Below are 21424 nucleotides of genomic sequence, written 5' to 3'. Positions count from 1 at the left end.
AAATGGCAAAACAATATTATTCAATTTTGACGGCGCAGGGCGAATTAGATGTTGCTCAAGCAGTTGCTGATGTAGATACGGTTAAAGTTAAGAAAATTGCTGTCGGAGATGGCAATGGTGCAGCAGTTGTACCGCTTCGCACGCAAACAGCATTAATGCACGAAGTTTATCGCAACACTGTTACTGCAGTTTATTCTGATAGAAATAATAATCAAAATGTTGTCGTTGAACTAAATATTCCTCCTGAAATTGGCGGTTTTTATATTCGTGAAATTGGTGTTTATAACGAACAGGATCAGCTAATTGCGGTTGGTAATTATCCAGAAACATTCAAGCCAATGCTTTCGAGCGGTAGCGGTCAATCATTATTAATTCGCTTAATCTTAAAAGTGCAATCTGCTGAAAATGTTGAATTGACGATTGATAGTTCGACAGTTTACGCAACACGTTTAGAGTTAGAACCGCAAACGATAACAGCAGAATCACGTAATAAATTTGATCAAACAGGACATTCGCACGAAATTAATAAAGCAAGGGTCGGCGTTGCTGGTATCGTTGAGCTTAGCGATGATGATGATAGTGCTGATAATAATGATGATGATAAGAAAGCGCCAACATTAAGAGTTATTAAGAAACTAAAAAGATTGATCAGCGGTATCATCTCAAATCTGGCGAACTATATTCCAAATAGCAAAAAGTCAGATGAGATTAACTCAACAAGCTCCGACAATGTTGCGACAAGTTGGGCAGTTAAAAAAGTCTATGATCTGATTGTTGGTATTAAAGCGCATAATCAAGATGAATTTAAAAATAATATCATTGCAATAATCGGAGAGAAAACGCTGTCAGCGTTGGGTGTTAGATATGATTTTAATAATCCTAATGCGTGGTGGATATGCTTCGGCAAGCTTTTTGGGAACCTAATTATCCAAGGGGGATTTTTTAATGCAGGAGGTAATGAAATTAGAATAATTAGTTATCCGATTAGATTTAGTTCTGCGGTGCCAGTTAGAATGTTAACTCCTCATATGGCAGATGGTAATCAAAATCCGAATTCAGTTGTAATTACAAGATATGAAACAACTTGGATAAATCAAGCACAAGAATTACATGTAAAAGTTTATCTTAATAATCAAATTTCTGGATTTGGGTGTTTTTGGGTAGCGTTCGGAGTTTAGGATTTAAAACATCCGAACCATGCTAATGATGCTGTATTCTTGTTTGCTGATAACATTCTAGTTCCGTTATTTGTCGAGTAATAAAAATTTGTTGATATTGAATGATTTTCATTCATTATTTCTGCTTGACTGTTTAATGTATCATAGCCAAATATTGTTAGAGTTGTTTTTGTAGATACTGGATATATTATGTCAACGTAAGCAACGCCATCACTCATAACAACTCTTCCCCCTTGGCTAGCCAAGGGGGATTGATTAATAATTTGAATAGCGGTGATTATGTCACATTACCGATTACATATTCCTCAAAGCATTTCGTTGCAACTGGGGCTGATATGACAGACACAAACAATCCATGTGTTTTATCTTACGGCTTGGGTTTAAGTAAAATCCAGGTTTATGGCAGACGTATTACATCTATCACATCATTGTATAGTCGCTATGTGTCTGTTGGAGTCTAGCCAAGGGGGATACTTTTATCTAAATGGTGCTGAAAGAAAGTCTATTAATTACCCAATCACATTTAAATTAAAACCTCTTTACACCGGAGGATTTGCTCCAATTAGTGGCGACAGAAGTGTTATCGAAAATGTACAATTTAATAATACTTATTTTTCGTGCAGTAAATACACTGCTGGCGAAACAACATATATGTATTTAGCAACAGGTATTTAGCCTAGCCAAGGGATAGATACAGCAACAATTGATGGATATACTACAATTACATTTCCAATCTCATTTTTAAATAAAGGATCTTATAAGATTGTTGGGTTACACGCAGGTAGCGGATCAATTATCGTATCGGAAAGCAATCAAGGACCTAGGTTAGAGAATAAAATAACTCTAAAAGGTATGTCTCACATTGGCACCGTAGGCAATTGGTACTTACGTACATTAGTAATCGGATTTTAGCTTAATACCTTATAGCCAAGGGGGAGGTGTAATTATGAGCGGGACATCAATATCAATAACTCCCGCACTTAATTTTTTTAACTATAATGTTTTATATTGTGATGCAGTTGATATATCAGCAGACTTAACTGTTTCAGATAGAGATACAACAATGCAACTGACATATGGCACAAATGTGCTAAAAATTATCACAAAAGCAAATTTAGAAACTATAAAGTATTTTATGATTTGCCGATAAATACATATCTGCCCCACACTTCACTAAATGCTGGGTAATTTAGTCTTTCAGTAACGACTCTAAATGATGTTTGTGTATAAGAGTAAAAGCTATACACAATTGGATTTTGTGTGCTTGTATAATCTGATGCAAAAGCGCAAAGTGGAACATTAACTGCAATCGGAAAGTAAAATGTATCACCATCTTTTATTTTGTTTAAGAAATCTCCCCCTTGGCTATGCGATACCCCACGCACGATAGTTAATATAAGTTCCCTGCGTTAAATCATTATTGCTCCCAGTAATACGGATCATAACAACATTAAAACCATTATTATTCTGTTTTGATATTGAGAAATTATTTTCATACGATTCATCACTAGTCATTGTTGTGATTGTTGTATTTAATATTTTAGAAAATGATGTCGCATAATTTATTTGTCGTTCAGCAACAGAATCTTTTACAGTTGCTGTTGTTATTACATAAGCGCTTCCCCCTTGGCTCGGTTAATAAGCAATAACTACCCATTGCTGGGTATCCGCGTACGGCAGATTTTTATTAGTCAGAAAACGTATTTGTCTTTTATTGTCAGCTCCAATTACACTCCACGCATAATAATACGGCGGTGCACTATCAGTATCGCCCTCAATTTGTGCATTTGTAGCAAACAAAACTTTATTAACAATAACTGGTAGTGTAACAATAAATTGCGAAGAGTTAATGACAAACGTTCCCCCTTGGCTATGAAATGCAAATCGAAAACCAATGTAAACTACCTAGATAGATATCTGATTTTATATAAAAAAATATTTTATCATCCTTAGCATCTGAAGCACCGGAATAGACTGGGGGTTTTAAACTAGACGAATCAAAAAAATCACAATATAAGGTTTTTGAAAAAATAGGTTTGACAACAACAAAATCAATGTCGCTAGAATAATACCGTCCCCCTTGGCTCACTAAATGCCAATCATAACAGCTTTGATTGAACACGAATTTGACTGTCTAGTGCCACCCGACTGCAAAATTTCTCGGTTGAATACAATAGTTATAGATGTTGTTGATAGTGATAAATCAGCAGTCATTACATTACAAACACCAGATTCCACCCAACCCTCAGGATTGTTTTCATGCACTTCTGCATGCAATAAATTCTTTGAAAAAGATATCGGATTACTTAACTCAAAAATACCTATACCTCTACTTATAATCCCATTGTTAAATATTCCCCCTTGGGGAATGATTTTTGCGGGGTAAATTGAGTAAATTTGCTCAAAAATACATATTTAAGGATCAAATAAGTAACACGCTTAAAGCAGATATAGCAATGCTTTAAACGTGTTTTAAATTTTGTTTAAAAGATCATAAAAGTAGCACTATTTTAAAAGATTAATAGTTTTTCTGAGATGTTGTAGCGTTTTATGTGTGTAAACAGCATCACCAACATTGCTAGACGCATGACCCAATATTCGATCTCTGGCAACTTTATTTGCGTCGGCAGCGTCGAGTAATGTTGCAACTGTATGACGACAATCATGCGTATTATGCTTGGCTTTAATTACTCGCATTACTTTTTCAAATTGATTCGCTGCTTGTGTATATGAGAGAGGTTTTAAGTCGGAGTTCGAAAATAAATATTTTGATTTAGGATTCTCTTTTATTCTTCGTTCAACGATTGGCAAGATTCGAGGGTGTATTGGAATAATACGAATACCCGATTTTGTCTTTGATGTAACAATATCAAAATATTTTTGTTTAAGATTAATATTTGATTTTTTTAAATTCAATAACTCGCCCACTCTCATTCCCGTATATAGCAAGATTAATACAAGATCTGTATTTTCTTGAGTGCATTTCCAAACTTTATTTATTTGTTGTGTGGTAAATGGTTTATGAGGGTGCTTAATAATATTTTTCCCCATTTCAAGATATTTTCCAAAATCACGCTCACACCACTCATTGATTATTGCGTAAGCAAAAAGTTGATTAATTAATGATCTAACTTTTTTCATACTTGCATAAGATAAATTGTTTTTTCGCATTTTATCTATAACAGCTTGTAAATGTCGGTATTTTATTTTTGTTATCGGCATAGATATAACTTGTTCTAAATGTCGATAGCTATTTTTATAACTTTCAGCCGTAGATTCTGCGACATGTTTCGAGTGAATTGGGTACCACGCTTGAAATACTTTAGCTAAAGTAATTGATGGCTCAGGAATATCTTGCTGATTGTAGTTAGATAAAGCAGTAATAGCATCATCTTTTGTCGCAAAATAACCGATGATGTGATAAATTTGCCGACCATTTTTATCATATCCAACAGTTTTTCTCGCAATATAGGGTCTGCGTCTGTTGCCGCTTAATTTTATTACACTTCCGTAGCCATTAGGTAATCTCATCATTTTCTCCTATTTTTTAGTGTCTAACTTACAAGCTAACTTACAAGCTCTGTAATGTGATAAGTAATTTCACAAATTTATTAAATAGCATATAAATTAGCTGACAATCACAATAGCAATATCTCAACAACAAACAGAAACAAGGATTTGCTATGTCCGAAGAATACCTACACGGGGTCAGAGTCAACGAGATTACAGAAGGCATTCGCTCAATTCAAATGGTATCAACAGCCATTATTGGGCTAGTCGCTACTGCACCAGACGCTGACGATGATACTTTTCCGCTAAATAAAGCTGTATTGCTTACCAACCCACAAGCCTACATTGCCAAAGCTGGCACAAAAGGAACGCTAGCAAGATCACTAGATGGCATTGCTGATATTGTTAACTGTAAAGTGATTGTTGTGCGTGTGCCGGAATCAACACACGATGAATCAACGGAATCAGAAGAATATACGTCAGAAATGAACGCGAATATTATCGGCACTACTGACGCAACGGGAAATTATACGGGTATGAAAGCCTTACTCACTGCATCAGTTAAATACGGAATTAAGCCGCGTATTTTATGCGTGCCAAAACATGATACGAAAGAAGTTGCTGTCGAGTTAGCTGCATTGGCAGCGAAAATGAACGCGTTTGCTTATCTCTCTTGTTACGGTTGCAACACTAAAGAAGAAGTTATCACGTATCGCAAAAACTTCTCACAACGTGAAATCATGTTGATCTTTGGCGATTTCATTTCGTTTAATCCTATTACACTCAAAGATGAAGTCGATTATGCGGTCGTGCGAGCTGCAGCAGTGCGTGCTTATTTAGACAAAGAGCAAGGTTGGCATACTTCTATTTCTAATAAAGCGATTAACGGCGTTTCTGGCGTTACAAAAGAAATTTACTTTGATATTAACGACAGCTCAACAGACGTAAACTTTTTGAATGAAAAAGGCATTACCTGTTGTGTTAACCACAACGGATTCCGTTTTTGGGGCTTGCGCACCTGTTCGGACGAACCTAAATTTAAGTTTGAAGTTTACACCCGCACGGCACAAGTGCTGAAAGATACAATTGCACAAGCGTTTGATTGGGCGATGGATAAAGATATGTCGGTTACATTAGTGAAAGACATTATCGAGGGCATCAAAGCGAAATGGCGCGATCTTACAAATAAAGGTATGTTGATGGGCGGTAACGCTTGGATTACTGCAGATCTAAATTCGAAAGAAAATCTATCAGACGGTAAGTTAATTATTGATTATGACTATACACCTGTACCGCCACTAGAACAGTTGCAATTCAATCAACGCTTTACCGATTCTTATCTTGTTGATTTTGTTAGTCGAGTAAATTCATAGGAGCGTAACACATGGCAATGCCAAGAAAACTAAAATATATGAATATGTTTATTGATGGTAATAACTATCGAGGACAAGTTACCGAAGTTACGCAACCTAAACTGGCAATTAAATCTGAAGAGTATCGCTCTGGCGGAATGATTGGTGCGGTTGACGTTGATCTTGGTCTAGAAAAGCTGGAAGCAGAAATCAAGATGGGCGGTTATATGACCGAACTATTCCGCCAATTTGGCAAAAATATTTCAGACGTGCAATTACGTTTTACAGGAGCGTATCAACAAGATGATAGCGGCGAGGTAACGCCGATTGAAATTGTAATGCACGGTCGTTTTACTGAAATCGACCCAGGAAATAGCAAGGCTGGCGATGATACGGAACAAACATTTAAAGCCTCATTAACCTATTACAAGCTCATTGAAAATAGTCGTGATGTCGTTGAAATCGATATGCTGAATATGATCTATATCGTTGATGGCGACGATAAGTTAGCAGATCACCGAGCAGCAATCGGTATCTAATTTTTACACCACCCTATGCCCCGTAAAGGGGCTTTTCTCAATTACAACTTAAGGATTAAAAAATGACTAAAGTAAAAACAGATAATCAAAAAACAGTAACATTAACTGCAGGTATTCGTCGTGGCGAAAACACAATTACAGACATTGTGATTAATAAGCCGAATGTCTTTGCGTTAAAGGGGCTAAAACTGGTTGACGTACTTAATGTTGATGTTGACGCAATTACGAGGTTGTTACCTCGCGTTACCTCGCCAGCGTTAACAGAAGTGGAAATTAAATCGCTTGATATTGTTGATTTTACAGAATTAGCGACAAGCGTTATCACTTTTTTTATCAAACCGGATCAACTCGAAACGGCGTGATTTTAGTGCCAAAGACCGTTGATGACGCGATTGCAGATATTGCAACGGTCTTTCATTGGCAGCCATCAACATTTAACGATATGTACTTAGATGAATTAATGTCATGGCGTGAAAAAGCAATAGAACGAAGTCAAACGGAATGAAAAACGATTATCTAATTATTATTAACCCAGAAACGGGCAAGCGTGAAACCTCTTTTGTGATTGGTATTACTGCGCAGACATTTGAAAAAGCTAAAGAAATGGCGCGAGAGAAATATCCGAATTATCTCTATCTCGAAGATGACGGCACATTACAACAGCAACTTGTTAACCAGAATAAATTATATATTGATGGGCAAGTGGTTGATGCGCCTCCAGTCATTATTCCGATTGAGCAGCGGCAAGATGCGGTTTGGGAAAGGATTAAAGCGGAGCGCTATAAAAGAACGCATAGCGGCGTTTATGTCGCTAGCGTTGATAAATGGTTTCATACGGACGAGCCAAGTCGGCAACAGTACACATTTATGCGGACGTTACCAGTTTTCGAAACGCTAAACTGGAAAACAATGGACGGGACGTTTGTTGAAATGGATAAAACATTACTTGATAAGTTGTCACTAGCGATTTTGCAGATGGAACAAGCTAATTTTGCAAACGCAGAACAACACAGACTTGGAATGTTAGCAAGTGATGATCCAGATAATTACGACTACTCAACAGGTTGGAGCGAGATTTATGCAGCAGAATAATATTTATATCGCTTTTTATAAGGGGCAAAAACAAGGTAAATCACTATCCGCTATCTGGGCAAGGTTTTGCGATTGGTTAACGCGTAAAACAACGAAGGGTAAATATTCGCACTGCGAAATCGTTTATCGCACTAAGGAAGGCGATTATCATTGCTTCTCTGCTTCGGTGCGGGACGGCGGTGTACGTCATAAGCGAATGCAACTAGATTTAGAAAAATGGGATCTTGTGCCGATTGATTTAGATAAACGTTACTTAGATTATTTTTACAATGGAGTGAAAGGGCAAGATTATGATTGGCTTGGTGCGATTGGTGTTGTCTTAAAATGGCGACAATCTGCTAATAAATGGTTTTGTTCAGAATTTTGTGCTGCGGCACTGGGATTTAATCAAAGCTGGCGATTCTCCCCTAATGATCTCTATATTGTTTGCAAAAGAATGGCGGAAGATTTATAGCAATGTTTCAAAATTTCGCACTTGCTTCACTTGGATTGTTCGTTTTTATGCAGCGAACAATCCCTTTTCAATCATTAAGCCGTGAATCATCTTGGCGACATCCAACAAATAGCGTTATTGGCTTAATGCCAAAAACTCAATTTATTGGCAAAGAAAGCGAAACTATCACCATTAGCGGGCGTTTAGCTCCCGAAGTTACGGGCGGAAGAGTTAGCATTAAACTGTTGGAACTTATGGCAGATTTGGGCGACGCTTACCCGTTGATTGATGGCGCAACGTTTGAGCTGATAGGTTATTTCGTGATTGAAAAAATTAGTGAAGAACGGACAGAGTTATTCGGGGACGGCGCACCACGATTAATTGATTTTAGTATGACATTAAAGCGTACAGATGATCCGCTGTCTGTTAAGCTCGTGCAAAAAGTAATGGATTACTTATGATTGATATTATTAGTGATCTCTTTAATAGCAATCATCGCAAACCTATTTTTAAGGTTGTTGTTACATCAAAAGATGATAAAACGCAAAAAGATATTACACACATTGTCAGCGAGCGTTTAATCTCGCTCACGCTTACCGATAATCGCGGTTTTGAGGCAGATCAACTTGATATTACATTAAGCGATCACGATAGCGAGCTAGTATTACCGAGCCGTGGTGCAACAATTAATTTAGCGATTGGTTTTAAAGATGCAGGCTTAGTCGATAAAGGTAGTTATAAAGTTGACGAGATTGAGTTTAGTGGTCCGCCTGATACGCTTGTTTTGCGAGCAAGGTCGGCAGATCTATTCGGCTCACTAACAACAAAGCAAGAGCGTTCATTCCATAAAATAAAAATTAAAGATTTAGTGGCACAACTTGCCACGGAGAACAAGCTAAAACCGCTTTGCGATAAGGAACTTGGCGAGCAAACTATCGAACACTTAGATCAACAAAATGAAAGTACGATTAATTTACTCACGCGCCTTGCAAAAGAATATGATGCCATTGCCACGGTAAAAAATGGTTATTTAATGTTTTTCTATGCAGGCGAAATGAAAACCGCTAACGGTAAGCCGTTGCCGTCAATCTTGATTACAAAACAATCGGGCGATAGTTATCGTTTTAATATTGCGGAGGGAGATAATTATAGTGCAGTGCGTGCTTATTACTATGATCCAGATAGCGGCAAAAAAGGCGATGTTGTTATTGATGCAAATTCAGACATACAGCGAAAAAATGCTATAACAAAAACGGGTAAAGTCAGTAAAAATAAAAAAAATGTATTAGTTCAACATCAGCCAGTCGAAACGGACGCCAATCAAATGAAAACACTACGTCACGTTTATAAAACAGAAGCAGCGGCAATTACTGGAGCAAAAGCCGCATATGATAAAATGAAGCGTGGTGTTGCTAGTTTTTCGCTAACGCTTGCTTACGGCAGACCTGAATTAATCCCAGAAATGCCAGCCGTTTTGGCTGGCTTTAAGGGACAAATTGATAGTAGTAAATGGATTGTTACTCAAGTTACACATAATTTAAACGATAGCGGCTATACAAGTAATGTGGAGTTTGAGTTAAGTCCTAACAAGGAATAACATATTATTTTTCTAGTTTTTCAAAAATTTTATGCGAACGTATATCAAAAAATTGAGCAAATAAACGTTGATACCAAGAAATTTTTGAACATCTTTCTTTAGGAAATCCTTCAGCAATTAACTGTTCATTATAACAAATCTGCTCAAGAACTATTAGTACTGCCGGCTCTTTGCTATCAAGTTCACACATTTTAGCAGTAACATCATTGATTAACTTTTCAGATAATTCACTAGTTAATAGTAACGTCTGCAATTGAGAAAAATCATTAATAAAATCGCGATGATCCCGTGCTTTATCCCCAAAACCTATTACCAAGGCTAAACTAGAAGACACTGTAACTACAACACCGAAAAGTGTTGCTGCTAACTGATATTCTTGAGTAATTGCGTAAATTATACTAGAACTAAAAACTACTCCAATAAAATTAACAAATCGATTTAAACACTCAAAAAATTTACACCGTTTTGCGTTGTAACGAATTGAACGGTTAATATCGAATAATAGATCTTTTTTACTATTCTCTAATTCTATCTTGGTCATCTTTATCTTTCTCTTTATATGGACTTGGACGGTGACGGCTAGTATAGTCGTCACGCTCACAATAAAAGAAAGCGAAACCTTTTACATAATTGTTTAATATGTGATTTTGTTGATCACTTGTTATTATTGTTATCATCACGTTTCTTTACCGTATTTTTATAATCAGTATCTTTCTTGTTGTAAGGAGATGGTCTGTGCTTGTAAGTTTCTAAAGATACTGAAATTTTTTGCTTAGAAACTTCATTTATTCTTTTATTTAAATTTGTTGTCATTATTATTACCTACAAATACTCTCACACGGTACGCCGTCTTTATCGCGATCTAAACGCCCAACGCCGCATTGGTTAAGGTAAAACTTCGCTTCTTCACATGATCGCATTTCTTTGCAATAGCGTTTGCCGTCGTCACAGCTATATTCTTGTTTTGCTGCTAATGCGGACTGGGTTAATAATAATGCACTGATGATAAGAAGTAATTTTTTCATAAAATCAACCTATTTTTTAATTAAAAATTGAACATATTCATTTAATTTCTTATCGTTATACATTAACTCTTTATATTTATCTGAATGGCTTAATCCAGCTGTCAAAATCTCACTATCTGTCTTCAATACAACTAAATCATTAAATGACGATGCTATATTAAATTTATTCAATGCTTCTAAAGCTTTCTCTCTAGTAACAGTAACTGGTTTTATTTGATAAATATTTTTTAATAATTTAGATGATTCCATATCAACAGGAATAGATGAAACTGTCACTTTATCAAGAGTGGAATAAGTAAAAGTATTATAAACTGCATATAAAAAAGCACGATCAACCATATTTTTTATCACTTCTTTATCATCATTTGATAAAACGATAGGTGATATTCTTAGTTTCAGTGGTTTCTTACTCTCAATTTTTAAAGAATTATTTTCATTGTAGTAATCACCAAAGCTATCAAAAATATCAACTGCATTATCAAATTGAACTACTCCTACGTCATTTTGAGTAAATTTATAATCTTTTAACTCTTCTTGTGGAGTAAGTGCATAAGTATTAATACTGAATAATAAAGCAAAAAATAAAACTAACTTTTTCATTTTAAAGATCTCTTGGGTTGATTGGTAAAACTCTGATAAATTTGCCGCGAATTACAGCAGAACTAAAATCTTTATCGCTAATTGGAATCGGCTTATACCGTTCGTTATCAGATAATGCTAACATTCCTTGGAATGGAATTTTCTGTAAACGTTTAATATAGGTTTCTCCATCTAAATCAAAAATATAAATCCCCTCGCCGTTATAGCAATCAATACGAGTATCAATAAACACAATATCTCCTTTTTCGATTGTTGGGGACATTGAGTCTGTTGGTACGGAAATCATGCTAATACCGTCAGCGTTTTTAATTCCAACAATTTCAGCTAATCCTTGTTGCGAAAAATAGATTGATCGCACAATATCGGGAAATTCTTGATTAATAAAACCCTGTCTGCCTGCAACGGCATAAGCATCTAATTGATGAATACAATATTGATGTTCTTCATCTTCTTCATAGCTCATCGCAGAAATTACATTGTTTTCTATTTGCTTCTGCTCACCTTCGCCAGTTTTTAGCCAGTGAGGATCTACACCTAATGCGTTAGCAATTTCTACTATATTTTTAGGGTTTCTGGTATCTCCATTAACTATTTTAAAGATAGTTGGTTGAGCAACACCAACATCTCTAGCTAAATCAGCTTGAGATATATTTTTCTCTATTAACAATGATTTAAGTCTGTCTGCTAATGTTTTCATAATTTTCTCCTATACTCATTTTATACCCTAAGTTATAAAAATAAATGAACTTTTAAGTATTGACTTTAATACCTTAAGGAATTAATATTAGATCCAATCAATAACTAAAGGTATTAAAATGAATAAAAAATTAAAATCTTTTATCGATAAATTCGGTGGTCAATCTTATTTGGCAAAAGCCTGTGATGTTAGTCAGCCAACTGTATTTAAGTGGGTAAACGGTAGGAAAATGGATGTGAAATACATTCCGAAAATTATCGAGATTAGCAACGGTGAAGTAACTGCAAGAGATCTCCGTCCTGATGTTGATTGGGACACAATTAAAGCAAGTTTATAAAGGAAAGGTGGTGTAAATGGCAAATATCGATCATCGTTGCACAAACTGCGGGAGTCCAAATTTAAGAGTAAGGACATCGGAAAAGGTGGGGCTACTCGTCATTAGTACTACTCTTTATTGTAATAACTGCGGGACAAAACTTGAGGTAAAAAGTCAGATTATGCGTGTATTCACGCCGACATATCATGAGCGACCGGAAGCATTGCGAATAAATAAGCCGTTGTTACAAATAGACAATAAAACGCTAGATATGTTCGAAGCAGAACAACAGTCGTAATTCTTTTTTAATTAAAACACTGTGCAAATTATAGCCTTTTTAGTAAAGGGCGAGTTTTTTTTGCACCCTAAATTCGAGGATTTGAACAATGATTAAACAACCTTATCGCTACAAAGTCGTTAGACAGCAGAAAAAACGAACAAACTTTTTTGCATTAGAACAGCGTGTTACAGCGTTGGAGCGAATTGTCGCACAACAGCAAAGAATGAACGATTACTTAACAAGCCGTAATGAGATTATCAATTTGGCAAACGAAAGCTTGTTAGATCGGGTGGAAGCATTAGAAGCATTGCACTACAAGCCAACGTTTTTGAGTTGGTTATTTGGGAAATTAGGTAAGTAAGGGGTTGGCTATGGCTGCTGCAAATTTAGCAAAAGATGAGTTTTTTAAATCATTTCATCGACTTTACAACGAGTCAGAATTTGCGGCGGAGCGACTTTTTGAACAGTTAACGTTAATGCAAAAAACGGCGGTGGCGAGAGCGGCTAGCGTTGAGTTTAAGCGGCATTTGCGTGATTACGTTGTTAGTGTACAACGCAGTATTGGTCATGTCATTCGTGAGATGAAACGGATCGATCAGATGTTCGGGGCATTACCAGACTATTTAGCGAACACCAAGCTAAGCAAAATGTCATTTTTTGCTTATGTGCAGCAGGTGTTAGTCGAGTCGGAAATGAGTTGCGCGGCACGAAAATTTGAGCGGTTAACGTCAATGCAGAAGATGTTAGTGGCTAGAGTGGCAGAGGTTGAGTTTCGGGAGCATTTGCCGCAATACGATGCCAACGAGCAAGCAAAGATCATTACGGCTATTAGTCGAATTAGGCAGATTGCGCAAGCGTTTGTGTTACCCGTTAGTGTGAATGATTTTACAAAAATAGATTATGAGGTGGTGTATGAAGATTAAACAAAAATTAAGTGTTAACCGTGAAATGGTGAACGGGTCAATTTATTACTTTACGGAGAATTGCTTGGGTTATTTAGGGTTGTGTAAGCATAAACCTCGTGCTGAACGAGTGAAGTTATTAGCTAAGGCAAGCCTGCAACGAAAAGCTGCAGCGGAATTTATGCAGTTACGAGCAAGAATTAATAAAACATTAGCGGCAACTTATATCACTTTACATTAGGAGTAACAACAATGGGAGAACGTATCTTTTTCGATTTGGGCGAGCGTTTTTGCGTACAACGTGCAGAAAACGGTCAAGGTTTTTGTAAGACATCATATGTGTTTGATGTGAAACATGGGGTTTGGAAACCAGCTGAAATCACAGAATACACTAATTTTGAAGACTTATTGCTAGCGATTTTTAAGGAACAATTTGCTAAGACTGATCGCTCCCCTGTCGCTGTGTTTAATGCCGCCAATGCGGTTATCGGGCAGATGAAAGAAGAAGTGATTCGAGTAAGAGATTTGTAGGAGTTTATTGTGATTTATTCAGGGTGGCAGCAAGAACAGCAGTTTAACTATGTGCCAAATTATGTGCCTAATTTAAGTGAACCGCAGAATGTTCAAAGAACGCTGTCTAACCCTAATCCAACAAAAGCACAATTAGAACTGTTTAAGCTTAATTCTGATGATTATGATCTTATCGAGCAATGGTTATTGAAGTTACCTAGACAGCAACAACGTGAACATTTTAGAAAAATTTATATCCGTGAATATAAATCCGTTAAAGATGATGGAACTATTGCATTTAAGGTCGGCAACAAACAACGTAAGCACGCTAACGAAGCAATCCGCGAAATTTTACTAAACCGTTTAGATATGGTTATGCAACGCTATGATTTTGATGTGGCGTGGGTCGATATATTGGAAGTCGGATTATCACGAAGAGAAGAAGAACTCGCAGAATCAGACGAACTTACAGACGTACAACGAGAACAATTAAGCGAACAACAAAAAGCACAAATTAAACGTGATAACACAATCAGACGTATTAAAAACCGCATTACAGCAGAAAAATCAAAATTTAAAACGCTAGAAAAGGCAAAATTGCCGTTTTTTATGTTGTCGCCTGGGCGTGTTGAAGAAGTTGCAGAAACATTAAGTAAGCTTATCTCAAACTATCAATATGATTTTATTTTGCAATTTGTTGATAAAAAGCATGAGTTATCAGCAGCGGGTAAAGACGCTATTTTTGTCGAACTATATCAAAAATTAGGGGATCTGTTAGAGCATATTGGATTCCCGATTCGTTATTGGCAACAATTTAATGATGTAGATAGCAAACCGTTATCTAATGCACAAGTCGATAAAGCCCTAGCAGAAATTGCTCGTAAAAAATATTGGCTAAAACGTATGCAACAAACGCAAAAGCGACAAGTTGAGCATATCGCTATTGCGTGCGGTGAAGTGCAAAAACGTGTTGCACCGTATATCTCAAACAGTGCCTTTTATCAACACGCACAGCAAGTCAAAAAGAATTACGATTTTTTAAAGCAAATGGTGCTTGAGAATATCGACGACCCTAACGAACAGGTCGATTTACTTGATATGTATCTCCGCTCCTCATCTAATCCATCTTTGCGTCGTTTGGAGATGATGACAAGATTGCGGGGCATAGAAGAATGGGCAGAAAGTGAAAACGCCGTCGGTTTATTTATCACATTAACAGCTCCGTCAGCCTATCACGCACAACATCAGAATGGCGCACAAAATAAAAAATGGAATGGTGCAAGCCCTCGCGAAACTCATCAATATTTAAATGCCGTATGGCAACGTTATCGTGCGTTATTAGCAAAAAGGGATATTAAATTTTACGGTGTGAGAATTGCTGAACCACATCACGACGCAACACCGCACTGGCATTTATTGCTATTTGTACACGCAGATCACAAAGCTGCCGTAATCGAGCTATTTCGCCAAAAAGCCCTTGAGAAAGACGGTGACGAAAAAGGGGCGAAAGAACATCGTTTAAAAGTAGATGAAATCGACAAAGAAAAGGGATCGGCAGCTGGTTATCTTGGTAAATATCTCGCAAAAAATATTGATGGTTTTGCTCAAAATGGCGAAATGTCGGACGAAGTCGAAAACTTATCACTAAAAGACAATGCAAAACGCGTAAAAGCGTGGGCAAGTATTTGGGGAATTCGTCAATTTCAATTTTACGGAGCTTCCAGCATTGGCGTTTGGCGTGAATTGCGTCGTTTAACACGAGCATTAGAAAACAACAAATTAGAAGAATTACGCATTTGTGCAGATATTGGCGATCAAGCCGCATTTTTACAGCGTCAAGGCGGAGCAGGAGCAAGCCGCAAGGAATGGCTTGCGGTATTGAAATATGAAGAAAGCGAACCAAACGCCGATGGACAAACTTATAAAAAGGTCGTTGGCGTGATGGAAAATCCAAAAAACAACCCGACCCCTGAAATAATTAAAACCAGAACAAAGAAATGGGCAATCAAAAAGAAATCGCAAAGCGAAGATGTCGCCACAACCGCAAATCGTGAATCTGCTCAAATTGGCGGGCTTGCCCGCCCTTGGACTTGTGTCAATAACTGTAACCGTTCAAATATTAAACAATTGCTAAGAAGTGAGCTGAATTTGATATTAGGAACAGCAACAGAACATCACATTGATTATTTATTGAACGGAAATCGGTTGTATATAACAAGGTTTAACTATTTAGAGCTAAGAAATGAACGATTATTAATGAAAAATCGTGATGAAACATTTAACGATGTGAGGTGATTATGGAACAAATTACAAACCAAGTCCAAGCACTATTAGAAAAATTGCAAGCAGTAGAAGCGTTATTACTGCAGCAAAAAGAAACTCTAACAGAAGATAGTAAAGAGCTTTGGACAGTGGCAGATATTGCGGCTTATTTTAAGTTAAGCGAGCGTCATATTCGCGGCGCGGTCATTGCGGATCCATATTTTCCGCAACCAGTGCAAGTTCCATCTCAGCGTGACATTAGAAAGAAAAGCTCAAGTTTACGTTGGATTGCAGGCGATGTTGTGCGGTATGCAGAACGTAAGAAAGCAAAGAGATGTTAGGGGAAAAGAAAATGTTTGAAGATATTTTAAAAAACTTTAGAGTTTTTATTCATAAATATGCAAATACAACAGAAAATATGAAAGTGGAATTAAATGATTCCACTATAGCAGATGTAGTATTTGATTTTGGATGTAAAAGTCGTGATGATTTATCTGAAATTCTTTTGGGCGGTGTAAGATTTGTTCTTATTGATGCGGATCGTAATATATTGCTAAATGATAAAAATGGTGATTGTTTATTGATTTTTGATAATGATTTTGAAAGAGATAAAAGTAATAGATTATGTCTAGCTAGCAAAAGAATGATTAAATTTGTTAAAAAAGTTAATGATACTTATGTTGGCTTGAATGAATTATATGTAAAAGACAACGAGGTTTATTATACTGTAGATTATGAATATGTAAGCGGAGCAAAAGAGATTGTTTTTTGTTCAGAATCAGTTGCACATATAATGTTATTGAGGAATGGTTTAATTTTTAAAAATAGATGTGATGCAGAAAAGATGGCATCTGCATTATTAAGATATGAAAAATAATATGAAAGAATTATAACAGTAACAAGATTAAAAACCGCTAAAAGCGGTTTTTTATATAGATTAGTTAATCAAGCAATTTAACCACATCAACCATATTCGGGGCATAGTAAGTATTAAGCAGAATTTTAATATCTCTATGCCCTGATATTTTTGCAAGTGTCATTACATCAACTTTTTTGGCGAGCCGTGTTAGCGCTTCACGGCGGGTGTCGTGGAAATGTAAGTTACTCTCTTTTAAACCTGCTTTTTCTTTTAGCTTCCGAAATGAATAATCAAGCTGCTTAGCTGTAAGCCTAAATATAAAATCAGATTCACCGCTATTTTGTTCAAGCTGTTTAATAATTTGATAAGCTTTCGTTGATAGCGGAACATCTCTTGCGTAGCCGTTCTTTGTTGCGGGTAAATGTAAAACGCGAATTTTTCGGTTTAAATGTTCCCATTTTGCATTGCAGATTTCTCCAGCACGCATTCCTGTTTCTATAGCAAACAGCATCGCGGCAGCGGTTTTTTCAGATTGGGAATATAATAATTTTTCGCTGTCGTATTCTGCTGCAAAAACTAAAGACTTGATTTCAGATTCTTCAAAGCGTCTTGTTCTTGATGGTAGAGGCTTTGGGCGTTTAATATTCTCAATGGGATTGACTTTAAGTAATTTCCATTGATTTGTCGCGATTTTGCACAAATTAGATAACGTTGCAAATTCTCTGGCAACAGAGGATGACTTTATTTGCGTCAATCTTGTATCTCGCCATTTTATAAAATGTTCTTCAGTGAGATCTGATAATTGGATTTTCCCGATGTTGTTAATTTTCGCAATTTTGAGTAATCGTAAACTTTCGGCTCGGTATGTCTTTTTATTGATAGACACTTCGTGGATGTATTTATCTATCAAATCGTCAAATGTTATATCTTTTGGTGCAGTATCGTACACACCAAGAGCTATATCTGATTCAATTTTTAACGCCCACGCTTGAGCTTCTGCCTTAGTTCTGAAATTAGCAGATCGAGTGATATTTCTGCGTCGAATCTGGACTCGCCAGCCTTTTTTTAACTTGGATATAGTTGCCATTTTCTGCTGTTAAATTTGTTAAATCTTGTAACATTTAAAGAAATTTTTTGGTGCAATTTTGGTGCAATTCATTTCTTTAGTGATCATTTTGGATCATTAAACAGACAATATTATAGCATTCAATACTGTATAAATATACAGTAATTATACTGTAAAAAATGGCATTGATTTTTTGTATCTATATGATTTAAAAATAGAAATACTACAAATAAAAAAATCCCCTTTATTCGGGATAAATAAAGGGGAAAACATTTGGAGTCATATTTTAGGGTACGAAGCGGATTATAATTAGTTAAATGTTATAATGCAATAACATTTTTAATATTTTTTTAACTTTTTTAACTTTTCTTTTCTCCGTGTGGATTACGCGTATCTGCATCAACTAGGTTTCGCATTAAGAGTGCATACTCTAGCTGAACGTCCTCAGGCACTGGTATCATTACAAAGTGCCCATCTCCTAAAGCTGCTTCTACTGCTTCACCTTTACGATTAAACATCTCTTTAATTGTAAAAATAATGTTACCATTTGGTGTCATCATCTCCACTTCATCGCCTAATAGGAACTTATTTTTTACGGCAACTTCTGCCATACCATTACGGCGAATACCAGTAAATTCTCCTACAAATTGTTGGCGCACTGAAATTGAATAGCCATAATCATAATTTTGATATTCATCATGTGTATGACGACGTAAAAAACCTTCTGTATAACCACGATGTGCTAATGATTCTAAAGTTGTTAATAAACTTTCATCAAATGGTTTACCTGCAGCTGCATCATCAATCGCTTTACGATAAACCTGTGCGGTTCTTGCACAATAATAGAAAGATTTTGTACGACCCTCGATTTTTAATGAATGTACGCCCATTTTTGCCAACGTTTCCACATGTTGTACAGCACGTAAATCCTTAGAATTCATAATATAAGTACCATGCTCATCTTCAAACGCCTGCATTTGTTCTTCTGGCCGTTGACTTTCTGTTAACAAAAAGACTTTATCTGTAGTTGCACCTTCACCTAACGTTGGAGCAACATTTTTAATTGGGATCAACTTATTGCCATCAACAATATTGCCAATCTCATCTTCTTGCCCTTCTTTCACTTGATATTCCCAACGACACGCATTGGTACAAGTACCTTGATTTGGATCGCGTTTATTAATGTACCCAGATAATAAACAACGCCCAGAATACGCCATACATAATGCACCATGTACAAACACTTCAATTTCAATATCTGGTACTTGACGACGGATTTCGGCAATCTCTTCTAACGATAATTCACGCGATAAAATGACTCGAGTTAAGCCCATTTGATGCCAAAATTTTACACTCGCCCAATTCACCGCATTGGCCTGTACTGATAAATGAATTGGCATATCAGGAAAATGCTCACGCACCAGCATAATCAAACCAGGATCAGACATAATTAACGCATCTGGTCCCATTTCTACAACGGGTGTTAGGTCTTTAATAAAAGTTTTTAATTTGGAATTATGCGGTGCAATATTTACTACCACATAAAACTTCTTACCTAATGCATGTGCTTCATCAATCCCAATTTTAAGATTAGCATGATTAAATTCATTATTCCGCACACGTAAACTATAACGAGGTTGTCCTGCGTAAACCGCATCTGCTCCATAAGCAAAGGCATAACGCATATTTTTTAATGAGCCTGCAGGAGAAAGCAGCTCTGGTTTGTTATATTCAGTTGTCATAATTATCTCTTATTTCTGATCTCAGGTCAGGTTATGCCATTAATAAGGCATAAATAATGGGGCAAGAATTTTAATCAGCCACCGCTAAGAATGCAAGTGGCTAATTGGAAGCCTATTGTGTTGATGATGCTTCTGCGAGTAACTTCTCCCACAAACATTGATTGCCACTTTTTTTATTTATCAGTTCAATATATTTTTGGTGGGCTGCTAATTCTTCTGCAGTAGGTTTTAAAATGGCTAAATTATGACGCTTTATCACGCTTTTTTCTTCATTTTGTGCCATATTTCCAGATGTCACTGCTAATGGCTCTGCATCTAACATTAGGCTTCCTTGCCCACCTGTCATTGCTAAATAAACATCTGCCAAAATCTCCGCATCCAGTAACGCACCGTGCAAAGTACGCTTGCTATTATCAATACCTAAACGCCCACAAAGCACATCTAATGAATTCTTCTTCCCTGGATACATCTGACGAGCCACTTTTAATGAATCCGTCACTTTACACAGTTCATCTGTTTTTAAGGTTTGATGTAATAATTCAAACTCTTGATTGATAAAAGCAACATCGAAGGGAGCGTTATGGATAACTAGTTCAGAACCTTTAATAAATTCAATAAATTCGTTGAATACATCAGCAAATCGCGGCTTATCTGCTAAAAATTCATTAGTAATACCATGAACTTCAATCGCAGCGGGATCAACTTCACGATCAGGTTGTAAATAAACATGAAAATTACGTCCTGTATGTCGCCGATTAAGCAACTCCACCGCACCAATTTCAATGATGCGATGCCCAATTTGCGGTTCACTACCCCCACTCATCCCCGTGGTTTCTGTATCTAGCACAACAATTCTATTTTCATTAATTTGCATACTTTGTTTTTCTTTTCTCAATGGACTCTCTATAATTGAACGCTATTTTAACAATTCAAATTTTGTTATGCGAAAAAAAATCGAGATTTTTACAGATGGTTCTTGTTTAGGTAATCCTGGTGCAGGTGGGATAGGGGTCGTATTACGCTATAAACAACACCAAAAACAGCTTTCTATTGGTTATTTCCTAACCACTAACAATCGAATGGAATTATTAGCTGCCATTACGGCATTAAATGCACTAAAAGAACCTTGCGAAGTCACACTTTACAGTGATAGCCAATATCTACGCAAAGGTATCACTGAATGGATCAGTAAATGGAAACTTAATCAATGGCAAACCAGTCAAAAAAAGCCAGTTAAAAATCAAGACTTATGGATAGCATTAGATCAAGCAATTCAAGCCCATCATATTCATTGGCAATGGGTAAAAGGGCATGCTGGACATCCAGAAAATGAATTATGCGATCAATTAGCAAAACAAGCCGCAGCTCAACCAACACAAACAGACAACGGTTACCAACCTGAAAATTAACTAGATAAAAATGCTGCTTTAATCATTAAAGCAGCATTAAAATCTAAAAATTTGC

At 36.4% G+C, this 21424-nt stretch carries 31 protein-coding genes; 21 read left to right on the top strand and 10 right to left on the bottom strand.

The annotated features are described in order from the left end of the window. Window positions 1–2 precede the first annotated feature (2 nt). Entirely contained in the window at window positions 3–1178 is a 1176-nt protein-coding gene (locus ACFFHT_RS00490; RefSeq protein ID WP_382372435.1) for a phage tail-collar fiber domain-containing protein, read from the top strand. Here the strand turns inward: ACFFHT_RS00490 and ACFFHT_RS00485 are convergent. Continuing rightward, entirely contained in the window at window positions 1175–1396 is a 222-nt protein-coding gene (locus tag ACFFHT_RS00485; protein ID WP_382372433.1) for a hypothetical protein, read from the bottom strand. The genes ACFFHT_RS00490 and ACFFHT_RS00485 overlap by 4 nt on opposite strands. A 181-nt stretch (window positions 1397–1577) precedes the next feature. Between ACFFHT_RS00485 and ACFFHT_RS00480 the strand changes: the two genes are divergently transcribed. Together ACFFHT_RS00480 and ACFFHT_RS00475 are read left to right on the top strand one after the other, a co-directional pair. Next, entirely contained in the window at window positions 1578–1853 is a 276-nt protein-coding gene (locus tag ACFFHT_RS00480; protein ID WP_382372432.1) for a hypothetical protein, read from the top strand. A 271-nt stretch (window positions 1854–2124) separates the two neighbouring features. Then, on the top strand, window positions 2125–2328 hold the full coding sequence (locus tag ACFFHT_RS00475; protein ID WP_382372430.1) for a hypothetical protein: 204 nt from the start codon (window positions 2125–2127) through the stop codon (window positions 2326–2328). Between the two features lie 1355 nt (window positions 2329–3683). Here the strand turns inward: ACFFHT_RS00475 and ACFFHT_RS00470 are convergent. Beyond that, window positions 3684–4712 carry a tyrosine-type recombinase/integrase gene (locus ACFFHT_RS00470; RefSeq protein WP_382372428.1) on the bottom strand — a complete coding sequence of 343 codons (1029 nt, stop codon included), beginning with the start codon at window positions 4710–4712 and terminating at the stop codon, window positions 3684–3686. A 149-nt stretch (window positions 4713–4861) separates the two neighbouring features. Here ACFFHT_RS00470 and ACFFHT_RS00465 point away from each other — a divergent pair, with 149 nt between their 5' ends. The 8 genes from ACFFHT_RS00465 (at window position 4862) to ACFFHT_RS00430 (ending at window position 9701) form a co-directional block, all read left to right on the top strand. Beyond that, window positions 4862–6061, top strand: coding sequence for a phage tail sheath protein (locus tag ACFFHT_RS00465; RefSeq protein ID WP_382372426.1), 1200 nt, complete (start codon window positions 4862–4864; stop codon window positions 6059–6061). Between the two features lie 11 nt (window positions 6062–6072). Next, complete coding sequence (locus ACFFHT_RS00460) at window positions 6073–6579, top strand: phage major tail tube protein (RefSeq protein WP_382372424.1); 507 nt, start codon at window positions 6073–6075, stop codon at window positions 6577–6579. A gap of 62 nt (window positions 6580–6641) precedes the next feature. After that, the gene (locus tag ACFFHT_RS00455; RefSeq protein WP_382372422.1) at window positions 6642–6941 is read left to right on the top strand and encodes a phage tail assembly protein; all 300 of its coding nucleotides are present in this window, start codon (window positions 6642–6644) and stop codon (window positions 6939–6941) included. Window positions 6942–6946: 5 nt separating this feature from the next. Then, window positions 6947–7084: a GpE family phage tail protein gene (locus ACFFHT_RS00450; protein ID WP_382372420.1), complete on the top strand. Its 138-nt coding sequence runs from the start codon at window positions 6947–6949 to the stop codon at window positions 7082–7084. Further along, window positions 7081–7671 carry a DUF4376 domain-containing protein gene (locus ACFFHT_RS00445; RefSeq protein ID WP_382372418.1) on the top strand — a complete coding sequence of 197 codons (591 nt, stop codon included), beginning with the start codon at window positions 7081–7083 and terminating at the stop codon, window positions 7669–7671. The genes ACFFHT_RS00450 and ACFFHT_RS00445 overlap by 4 nt, the downstream gene beginning before the upstream one ends. Beyond that, window positions 7658–8125 (top strand): hypothetical protein, encoded by a 468-nt coding sequence (locus ACFFHT_RS00440; protein WP_382372417.1) that lies wholly within the window; start codon window positions 7658–7660, stop codon window positions 8123–8125. Before ACFFHT_RS00445 ends, ACFFHT_RS00440 begins: the two co-directional genes overlap by 14 nt. Before the next feature lie 2 nt (window positions 8126–8127). Next, window positions 8128–8565 carry a phage tail protein gene (locus ACFFHT_RS00435; protein WP_382372415.1) on the top strand — a complete coding sequence of 146 codons (438 nt, stop codon included), beginning with the start codon at window positions 8128–8130 and terminating at the stop codon, window positions 8563–8565. Further along, entirely contained in the window at window positions 8562–9701 is a 1140-nt protein-coding gene (locus ACFFHT_RS00430) for a phage late control D family tail protein (RefSeq protein WP_382372413.1), read from the top strand. Before ACFFHT_RS00435 ends, ACFFHT_RS00430 begins: the two co-directional genes overlap by 4 nt. A 4-nt stretch (window positions 9702–9705) precedes the next feature. Here ACFFHT_RS00430 and ACFFHT_RS00425 read toward each other — a convergent pair whose 3' ends face one another. From ACFFHT_RS00425 to ACFFHT_RS00405, 5 genes are all read right to left on the bottom strand, one after another. Beyond that, complete coding sequence (locus ACFFHT_RS00425; RefSeq protein ID WP_382372411.1) at window positions 9706–10242, bottom strand: hypothetical protein; 537 nt, start codon at window positions 10240–10242, stop codon at window positions 9706–9708. A gap of 113 nt (window positions 10243–10355) precedes the next feature. Continuing rightward, window positions 10356–10514 carry a hypothetical protein gene (locus tag ACFFHT_RS00420; protein WP_382372409.1) on the bottom strand — a complete coding sequence of 53 codons (159 nt, stop codon included), beginning with the start codon at window positions 10512–10514 and terminating at the stop codon, window positions 10356–10358. Window positions 10515–10519: 5 nt separating this feature from the next. Beyond that, window positions 10520–10726: an excalibur calcium-binding domain-containing protein gene (locus ACFFHT_RS00415; protein WP_271142033.1), complete on the bottom strand. Its 207-nt coding sequence runs from the start codon at window positions 10724–10726 to the stop codon at window positions 10520–10522. 9 nt (window positions 10727–10735) lie between these two features. Further along, a complete protein-coding gene (locus ACFFHT_RS00410) occupies window positions 10736–11326 on the bottom strand; it encodes a hypothetical protein (protein ID WP_382372407.1) in 591 nt (196 codons plus the stop codon). Between the two features lies 1 nt (window position 11327). Continuing rightward, entirely contained in the window at window positions 11328–12023 is a 696-nt protein-coding gene (locus tag ACFFHT_RS00405) for an XRE family transcriptional regulator (protein WP_382372405.1), read from the bottom strand. Window positions 12024–12141: 118 nt separating this feature from the next. Here ACFFHT_RS00405 and ACFFHT_RS00400 point away from each other — a divergent pair, with 118 nt between their 5' ends. From ACFFHT_RS00400 to ACFFHT_RS00360, 9 genes are all read left to right on the top strand, one after another. Next, window positions 12142–12360 carry a helix-turn-helix domain-containing protein gene (locus ACFFHT_RS00400; protein ID WP_039092513.1) on the top strand — a complete coding sequence of 73 codons (219 nt, stop codon included), beginning with the start codon at window positions 12142–12144 and terminating at the stop codon, window positions 12358–12360. 16 nt (window positions 12361–12376) lie between these two features. Next, window positions 12377–12637 (top strand): hypothetical protein, encoded by a 261-nt coding sequence (locus ACFFHT_RS00395; protein WP_382372403.1) that lies wholly within the window; start codon window positions 12377–12379, stop codon window positions 12635–12637. A gap of 88 nt (window positions 12638–12725) precedes the next feature. Beyond that, the gene (locus ACFFHT_RS00390; protein ID WP_065236463.1) at window positions 12726–12980 is read left to right on the top strand and encodes a hypothetical protein; all 255 of its coding nucleotides are present in this window, start codon (window positions 12726–12728) and stop codon (window positions 12978–12980) included. A 10-nt stretch (window positions 12981–12990) separates the two neighbouring features. After that, window positions 12991–13542 carry a hypothetical protein gene (locus ACFFHT_RS00385; RefSeq protein ID WP_382372401.1) on the top strand — a complete coding sequence of 184 codons (552 nt, stop codon included), beginning with the start codon at window positions 12991–12993 and terminating at the stop codon, window positions 13540–13542. Then, the gene (locus ACFFHT_RS00380; protein ID WP_382372399.1) at window positions 13532–13762 is read left to right on the top strand and encodes a hypothetical protein; all 231 of its coding nucleotides are present in this window, start codon (window positions 13532–13534) and stop codon (window positions 13760–13762) included. The genes ACFFHT_RS00385 and ACFFHT_RS00380 overlap by 11 nt, the downstream gene beginning before the upstream one ends. 11 nt (window positions 13763–13773) lie before the next feature. After that, window positions 13774–14052 (top strand): hypothetical protein, encoded by a 279-nt coding sequence (locus ACFFHT_RS00375; protein WP_382372397.1) that lies wholly within the window; start codon window positions 13774–13776, stop codon window positions 14050–14052. Window positions 14053–14061: 9 nt separating this feature from the next. Further along, window positions 14062–16326, top strand: coding sequence for a replication endonuclease (locus ACFFHT_RS00370; RefSeq protein ID WP_382372395.1), 2265 nt, complete (start codon window positions 14062–14064; stop codon window positions 16324–16326). 2 nt (window positions 16327–16328) lie between these two features. Then, complete coding sequence (locus tag ACFFHT_RS00365; protein ID WP_382372393.1) at window positions 16329–16634, top strand: hypothetical protein; 306 nt, start codon at window positions 16329–16331, stop codon at window positions 16632–16634. An 11-nt stretch (window positions 16635–16645) separates the two neighbouring features. Further along, window positions 16646–17170 carry a hypothetical protein gene (locus ACFFHT_RS00360; RefSeq protein WP_382372391.1) on the top strand — a complete coding sequence of 175 codons (525 nt, stop codon included), beginning with the start codon at window positions 16646–16648 and terminating at the stop codon, window positions 17168–17170. Between the two features lie 64 nt (window positions 17171–17234). Here ACFFHT_RS00360 and ACFFHT_RS00355 read toward each other — a convergent pair whose 3' ends face one another. The 3 genes from ACFFHT_RS00355 to dnaQ form a co-directional block, all read right to left on the bottom strand. Beyond that, the gene (locus tag ACFFHT_RS00355; RefSeq protein ID WP_382372389.1) at window positions 17235–18239 is read right to left on the bottom strand and encodes a tyrosine-type recombinase/integrase; all 1005 of its coding nucleotides are present in this window, start codon (window positions 18237–18239) and stop codon (window positions 17235–17237) included. 338 nt (window positions 18240–18577) lie between these two features. Continuing rightward, window positions 18578–19960: a prephenate-dependent tRNA uridine(34) hydroxylase TrhP gene (gene trhP / locus ACFFHT_RS00350; protein WP_382372387.1), complete on the bottom strand. Its 1383-nt coding sequence runs from the start codon at window positions 19958–19960 to the stop codon at window positions 18578–18580. Between the two features lie 112 nt (window positions 19961–20072). Next, window positions 20073–20834 carry a DNA polymerase III subunit epsilon gene (dnaQ, locus tag ACFFHT_RS00345; RefSeq protein ID WP_382372386.1) on the bottom strand — a complete coding sequence of 254 codons (762 nt, stop codon included), beginning with the start codon at window positions 20832–20834 and terminating at the stop codon, window positions 20073–20075. 67 nt (window positions 20835–20901) lie between these two features. On the opposite strand from dnaQ, the gene rnhA reads away from it, so the two are divergent. Next, complete coding sequence (gene rnhA / locus ACFFHT_RS00340; protein ID WP_382372384.1) at window positions 20902–21369, top strand: ribonuclease HI; 468 nt, start codon at window positions 20902–20904, stop codon at window positions 21367–21369. Window positions 21370–21424: the final 55 nt, after the last annotated feature.

This window comes from Gallibacterium melopsittaci (genome assembly GCF_042433085.1).
GTDB classification, from domain to species: domain Bacteria; phylum Pseudomonadota; class Gammaproteobacteria; order Enterobacterales; family Pasteurellaceae; genus Gallibacterium; species Gallibacterium melopsittaci.
Note: the sequence above shows the minus strand (reverse complement) of the source record. Positions and strands in the feature narration are given on the sequence as shown.

Excerpts from the sequence above, each read along its gene's own strand:
- ACFFHT_RS00485 (WP_382372433.1), bottom strand. The coding sequence starts at position 1,396 with ATGAGTGATGGCGTTGCTTACGTTGACATAATATATCCAGTATCTACA.
- ACFFHT_RS00465 (WP_382372426.1), top strand. The coding sequence starts at position 4,862 with ATGTCCGAAGAATACCTACACGGGGTCAGAGTCAACGAGATTACAGAA.
- rnhA (WP_382372384.1), top strand. The coding sequence starts at position 20,902 with ATGCGAAAAAAAATCGAGATTTTTACAGATGGTTCTTGTTTAGGTAAT.
- ACFFHT_RS00440 (WP_382372417.1), top strand. The coding sequence starts at position 7,658 with ATGCAGCAGAATAATATTTATATCGCTTTTTATAAGGGGCAAAAACAA.
- ACFFHT_RS00395 (WP_382372403.1), top strand. The coding sequence starts at position 12,377 with ATGGCAAATATCGATCATCGTTGCACAAACTGCGGGAGTCCAAATTTA.
- ACFFHT_RS00365 (WP_382372393.1), top strand. The coding sequence starts at position 16,329 with ATGGAACAAATTACAAACCAAGTCCAAGCACTATTAGAAAAATTGCAA.
- ACFFHT_RS00405 (WP_382372405.1), bottom strand. The coding sequence starts at position 12,023 with ATGAAAACATTAGCAGACAGACTTAAATCATTGTTAATAGAGAAAAAT.
- ACFFHT_RS00400 (WP_039092513.1), top strand. The coding sequence starts at position 12,142 with ATGAATAAAAAATTAAAATCTTTTATCGATAAATTCGGTGGTCAATCT.
- ACFFHT_RS00435 (WP_382372415.1), top strand. The coding sequence starts at position 8,128 with ATGTTTCAAAATTTCGCACTTGCTTCACTTGGATTGTTCGTTTTTATG.
- trhP (WP_382372387.1), bottom strand. The coding sequence starts at position 19,960 with ATGACAACTGAATATAACAAACCAGAGCTGCTTTCTCCTGCAGGCTCA.
- ACFFHT_RS00460 (WP_382372424.1), top strand. The coding sequence starts at position 6,073 with ATGGCAATGCCAAGAAAACTAAAATATATGAATATGTTTATTGATGGT.
- ACFFHT_RS00375 (WP_382372397.1), top strand. The coding sequence starts at position 13,774 with ATGGGAGAACGTATCTTTTTCGATTTGGGCGAGCGTTTTTGCGTACAA.
- ACFFHT_RS00475 (WP_382372430.1), top strand. The coding sequence starts at position 2,125 with ATGAGCGGGACATCAATATCAATAACTCCCGCACTTAATTTTTTTAAC.
- ACFFHT_RS00470 (WP_382372428.1), bottom strand. The coding sequence starts at position 4,712 with ATGATGAGATTACCTAATGGCTACGGAAGTGTAATAAAATTAAGCGGC.
- ACFFHT_RS00425 (WP_382372411.1), bottom strand. The coding sequence starts at position 10,242 with ATGACCAAGATAGAATTAGAGAATAGTAAAAAAGATCTATTATTCGAT.
- ACFFHT_RS00420 (WP_382372409.1), bottom strand. The coding sequence starts at position 10,514 with ATGACAACAAATTTAAATAAAAGAATAAATGAAGTTTCTAAGCAAAAA.
- ACFFHT_RS00430 (WP_382372413.1), top strand. The coding sequence starts at position 8,562 with ATGATTGATATTATTAGTGATCTCTTTAATAGCAATCATCGCAAACCT.
- ACFFHT_RS00385 (WP_382372401.1), top strand. The coding sequence starts at position 12,991 with ATGGCTGCTGCAAATTTAGCAAAAGATGAGTTTTTTAAATCATTTCAT.
- ACFFHT_RS00480 (WP_382372432.1), top strand. The coding sequence starts at position 1,578 with ATGGCAGACGTATTACATCTATCACATCATTGTATAGTCGCTATGTGT.
- dnaQ (WP_382372386.1), bottom strand. The coding sequence starts at position 20,834 with ATGCAAATTAATGAAAATAGAATTGTTGTGCTAGATACAGAAACCACG.
- ACFFHT_RS00355 (WP_382372389.1), bottom strand. The coding sequence starts at position 18,239 with ATGGCAACTATATCCAAGTTAAAAAAAGGCTGGCGAGTCCAGATTCGA.
- ACFFHT_RS00380 (WP_382372399.1), top strand. The coding sequence starts at position 13,532 with ATGAAGATTAAACAAAAATTAAGTGTTAACCGTGAAATGGTGAACGGG.
- ACFFHT_RS00445 (WP_382372418.1), top strand. The coding sequence starts at position 7,081 with ATGAAAAACGATTATCTAATTATTATTAACCCAGAAACGGGCAAGCGT.
- ACFFHT_RS00490 (WP_382372435.1), top strand. The coding sequence starts at position 3 with ATGGCAAAACAATATTATTCAATTTTGACGGCGCAGGGCGAATTAGAT.
- ACFFHT_RS00360 (WP_382372391.1), top strand. The coding sequence starts at position 16,646 with ATGTTTGAAGATATTTTAAAAAACTTTAGAGTTTTTATTCATAAATAT.
- ACFFHT_RS00455 (WP_382372422.1), top strand. The coding sequence starts at position 6,642 with ATGACTAAAGTAAAAACAGATAATCAAAAAACAGTAACATTAACTGCA.
- ACFFHT_RS00390 (WP_065236463.1), top strand. The coding sequence starts at position 12,726 with ATGATTAAACAACCTTATCGCTACAAAGTCGTTAGACAGCAGAAAAAA.
- ACFFHT_RS00415 (WP_271142033.1), bottom strand. The coding sequence starts at position 10,726 with ATGAAAAAATTACTTCTTATCATCAGTGCATTATTATTAACCCAGTCC.
- ACFFHT_RS00410 (WP_382372407.1), bottom strand. The coding sequence starts at position 11,326 with ATGAAAAAGTTAGTTTTATTTTTTGCTTTATTATTCAGTATTAATACT.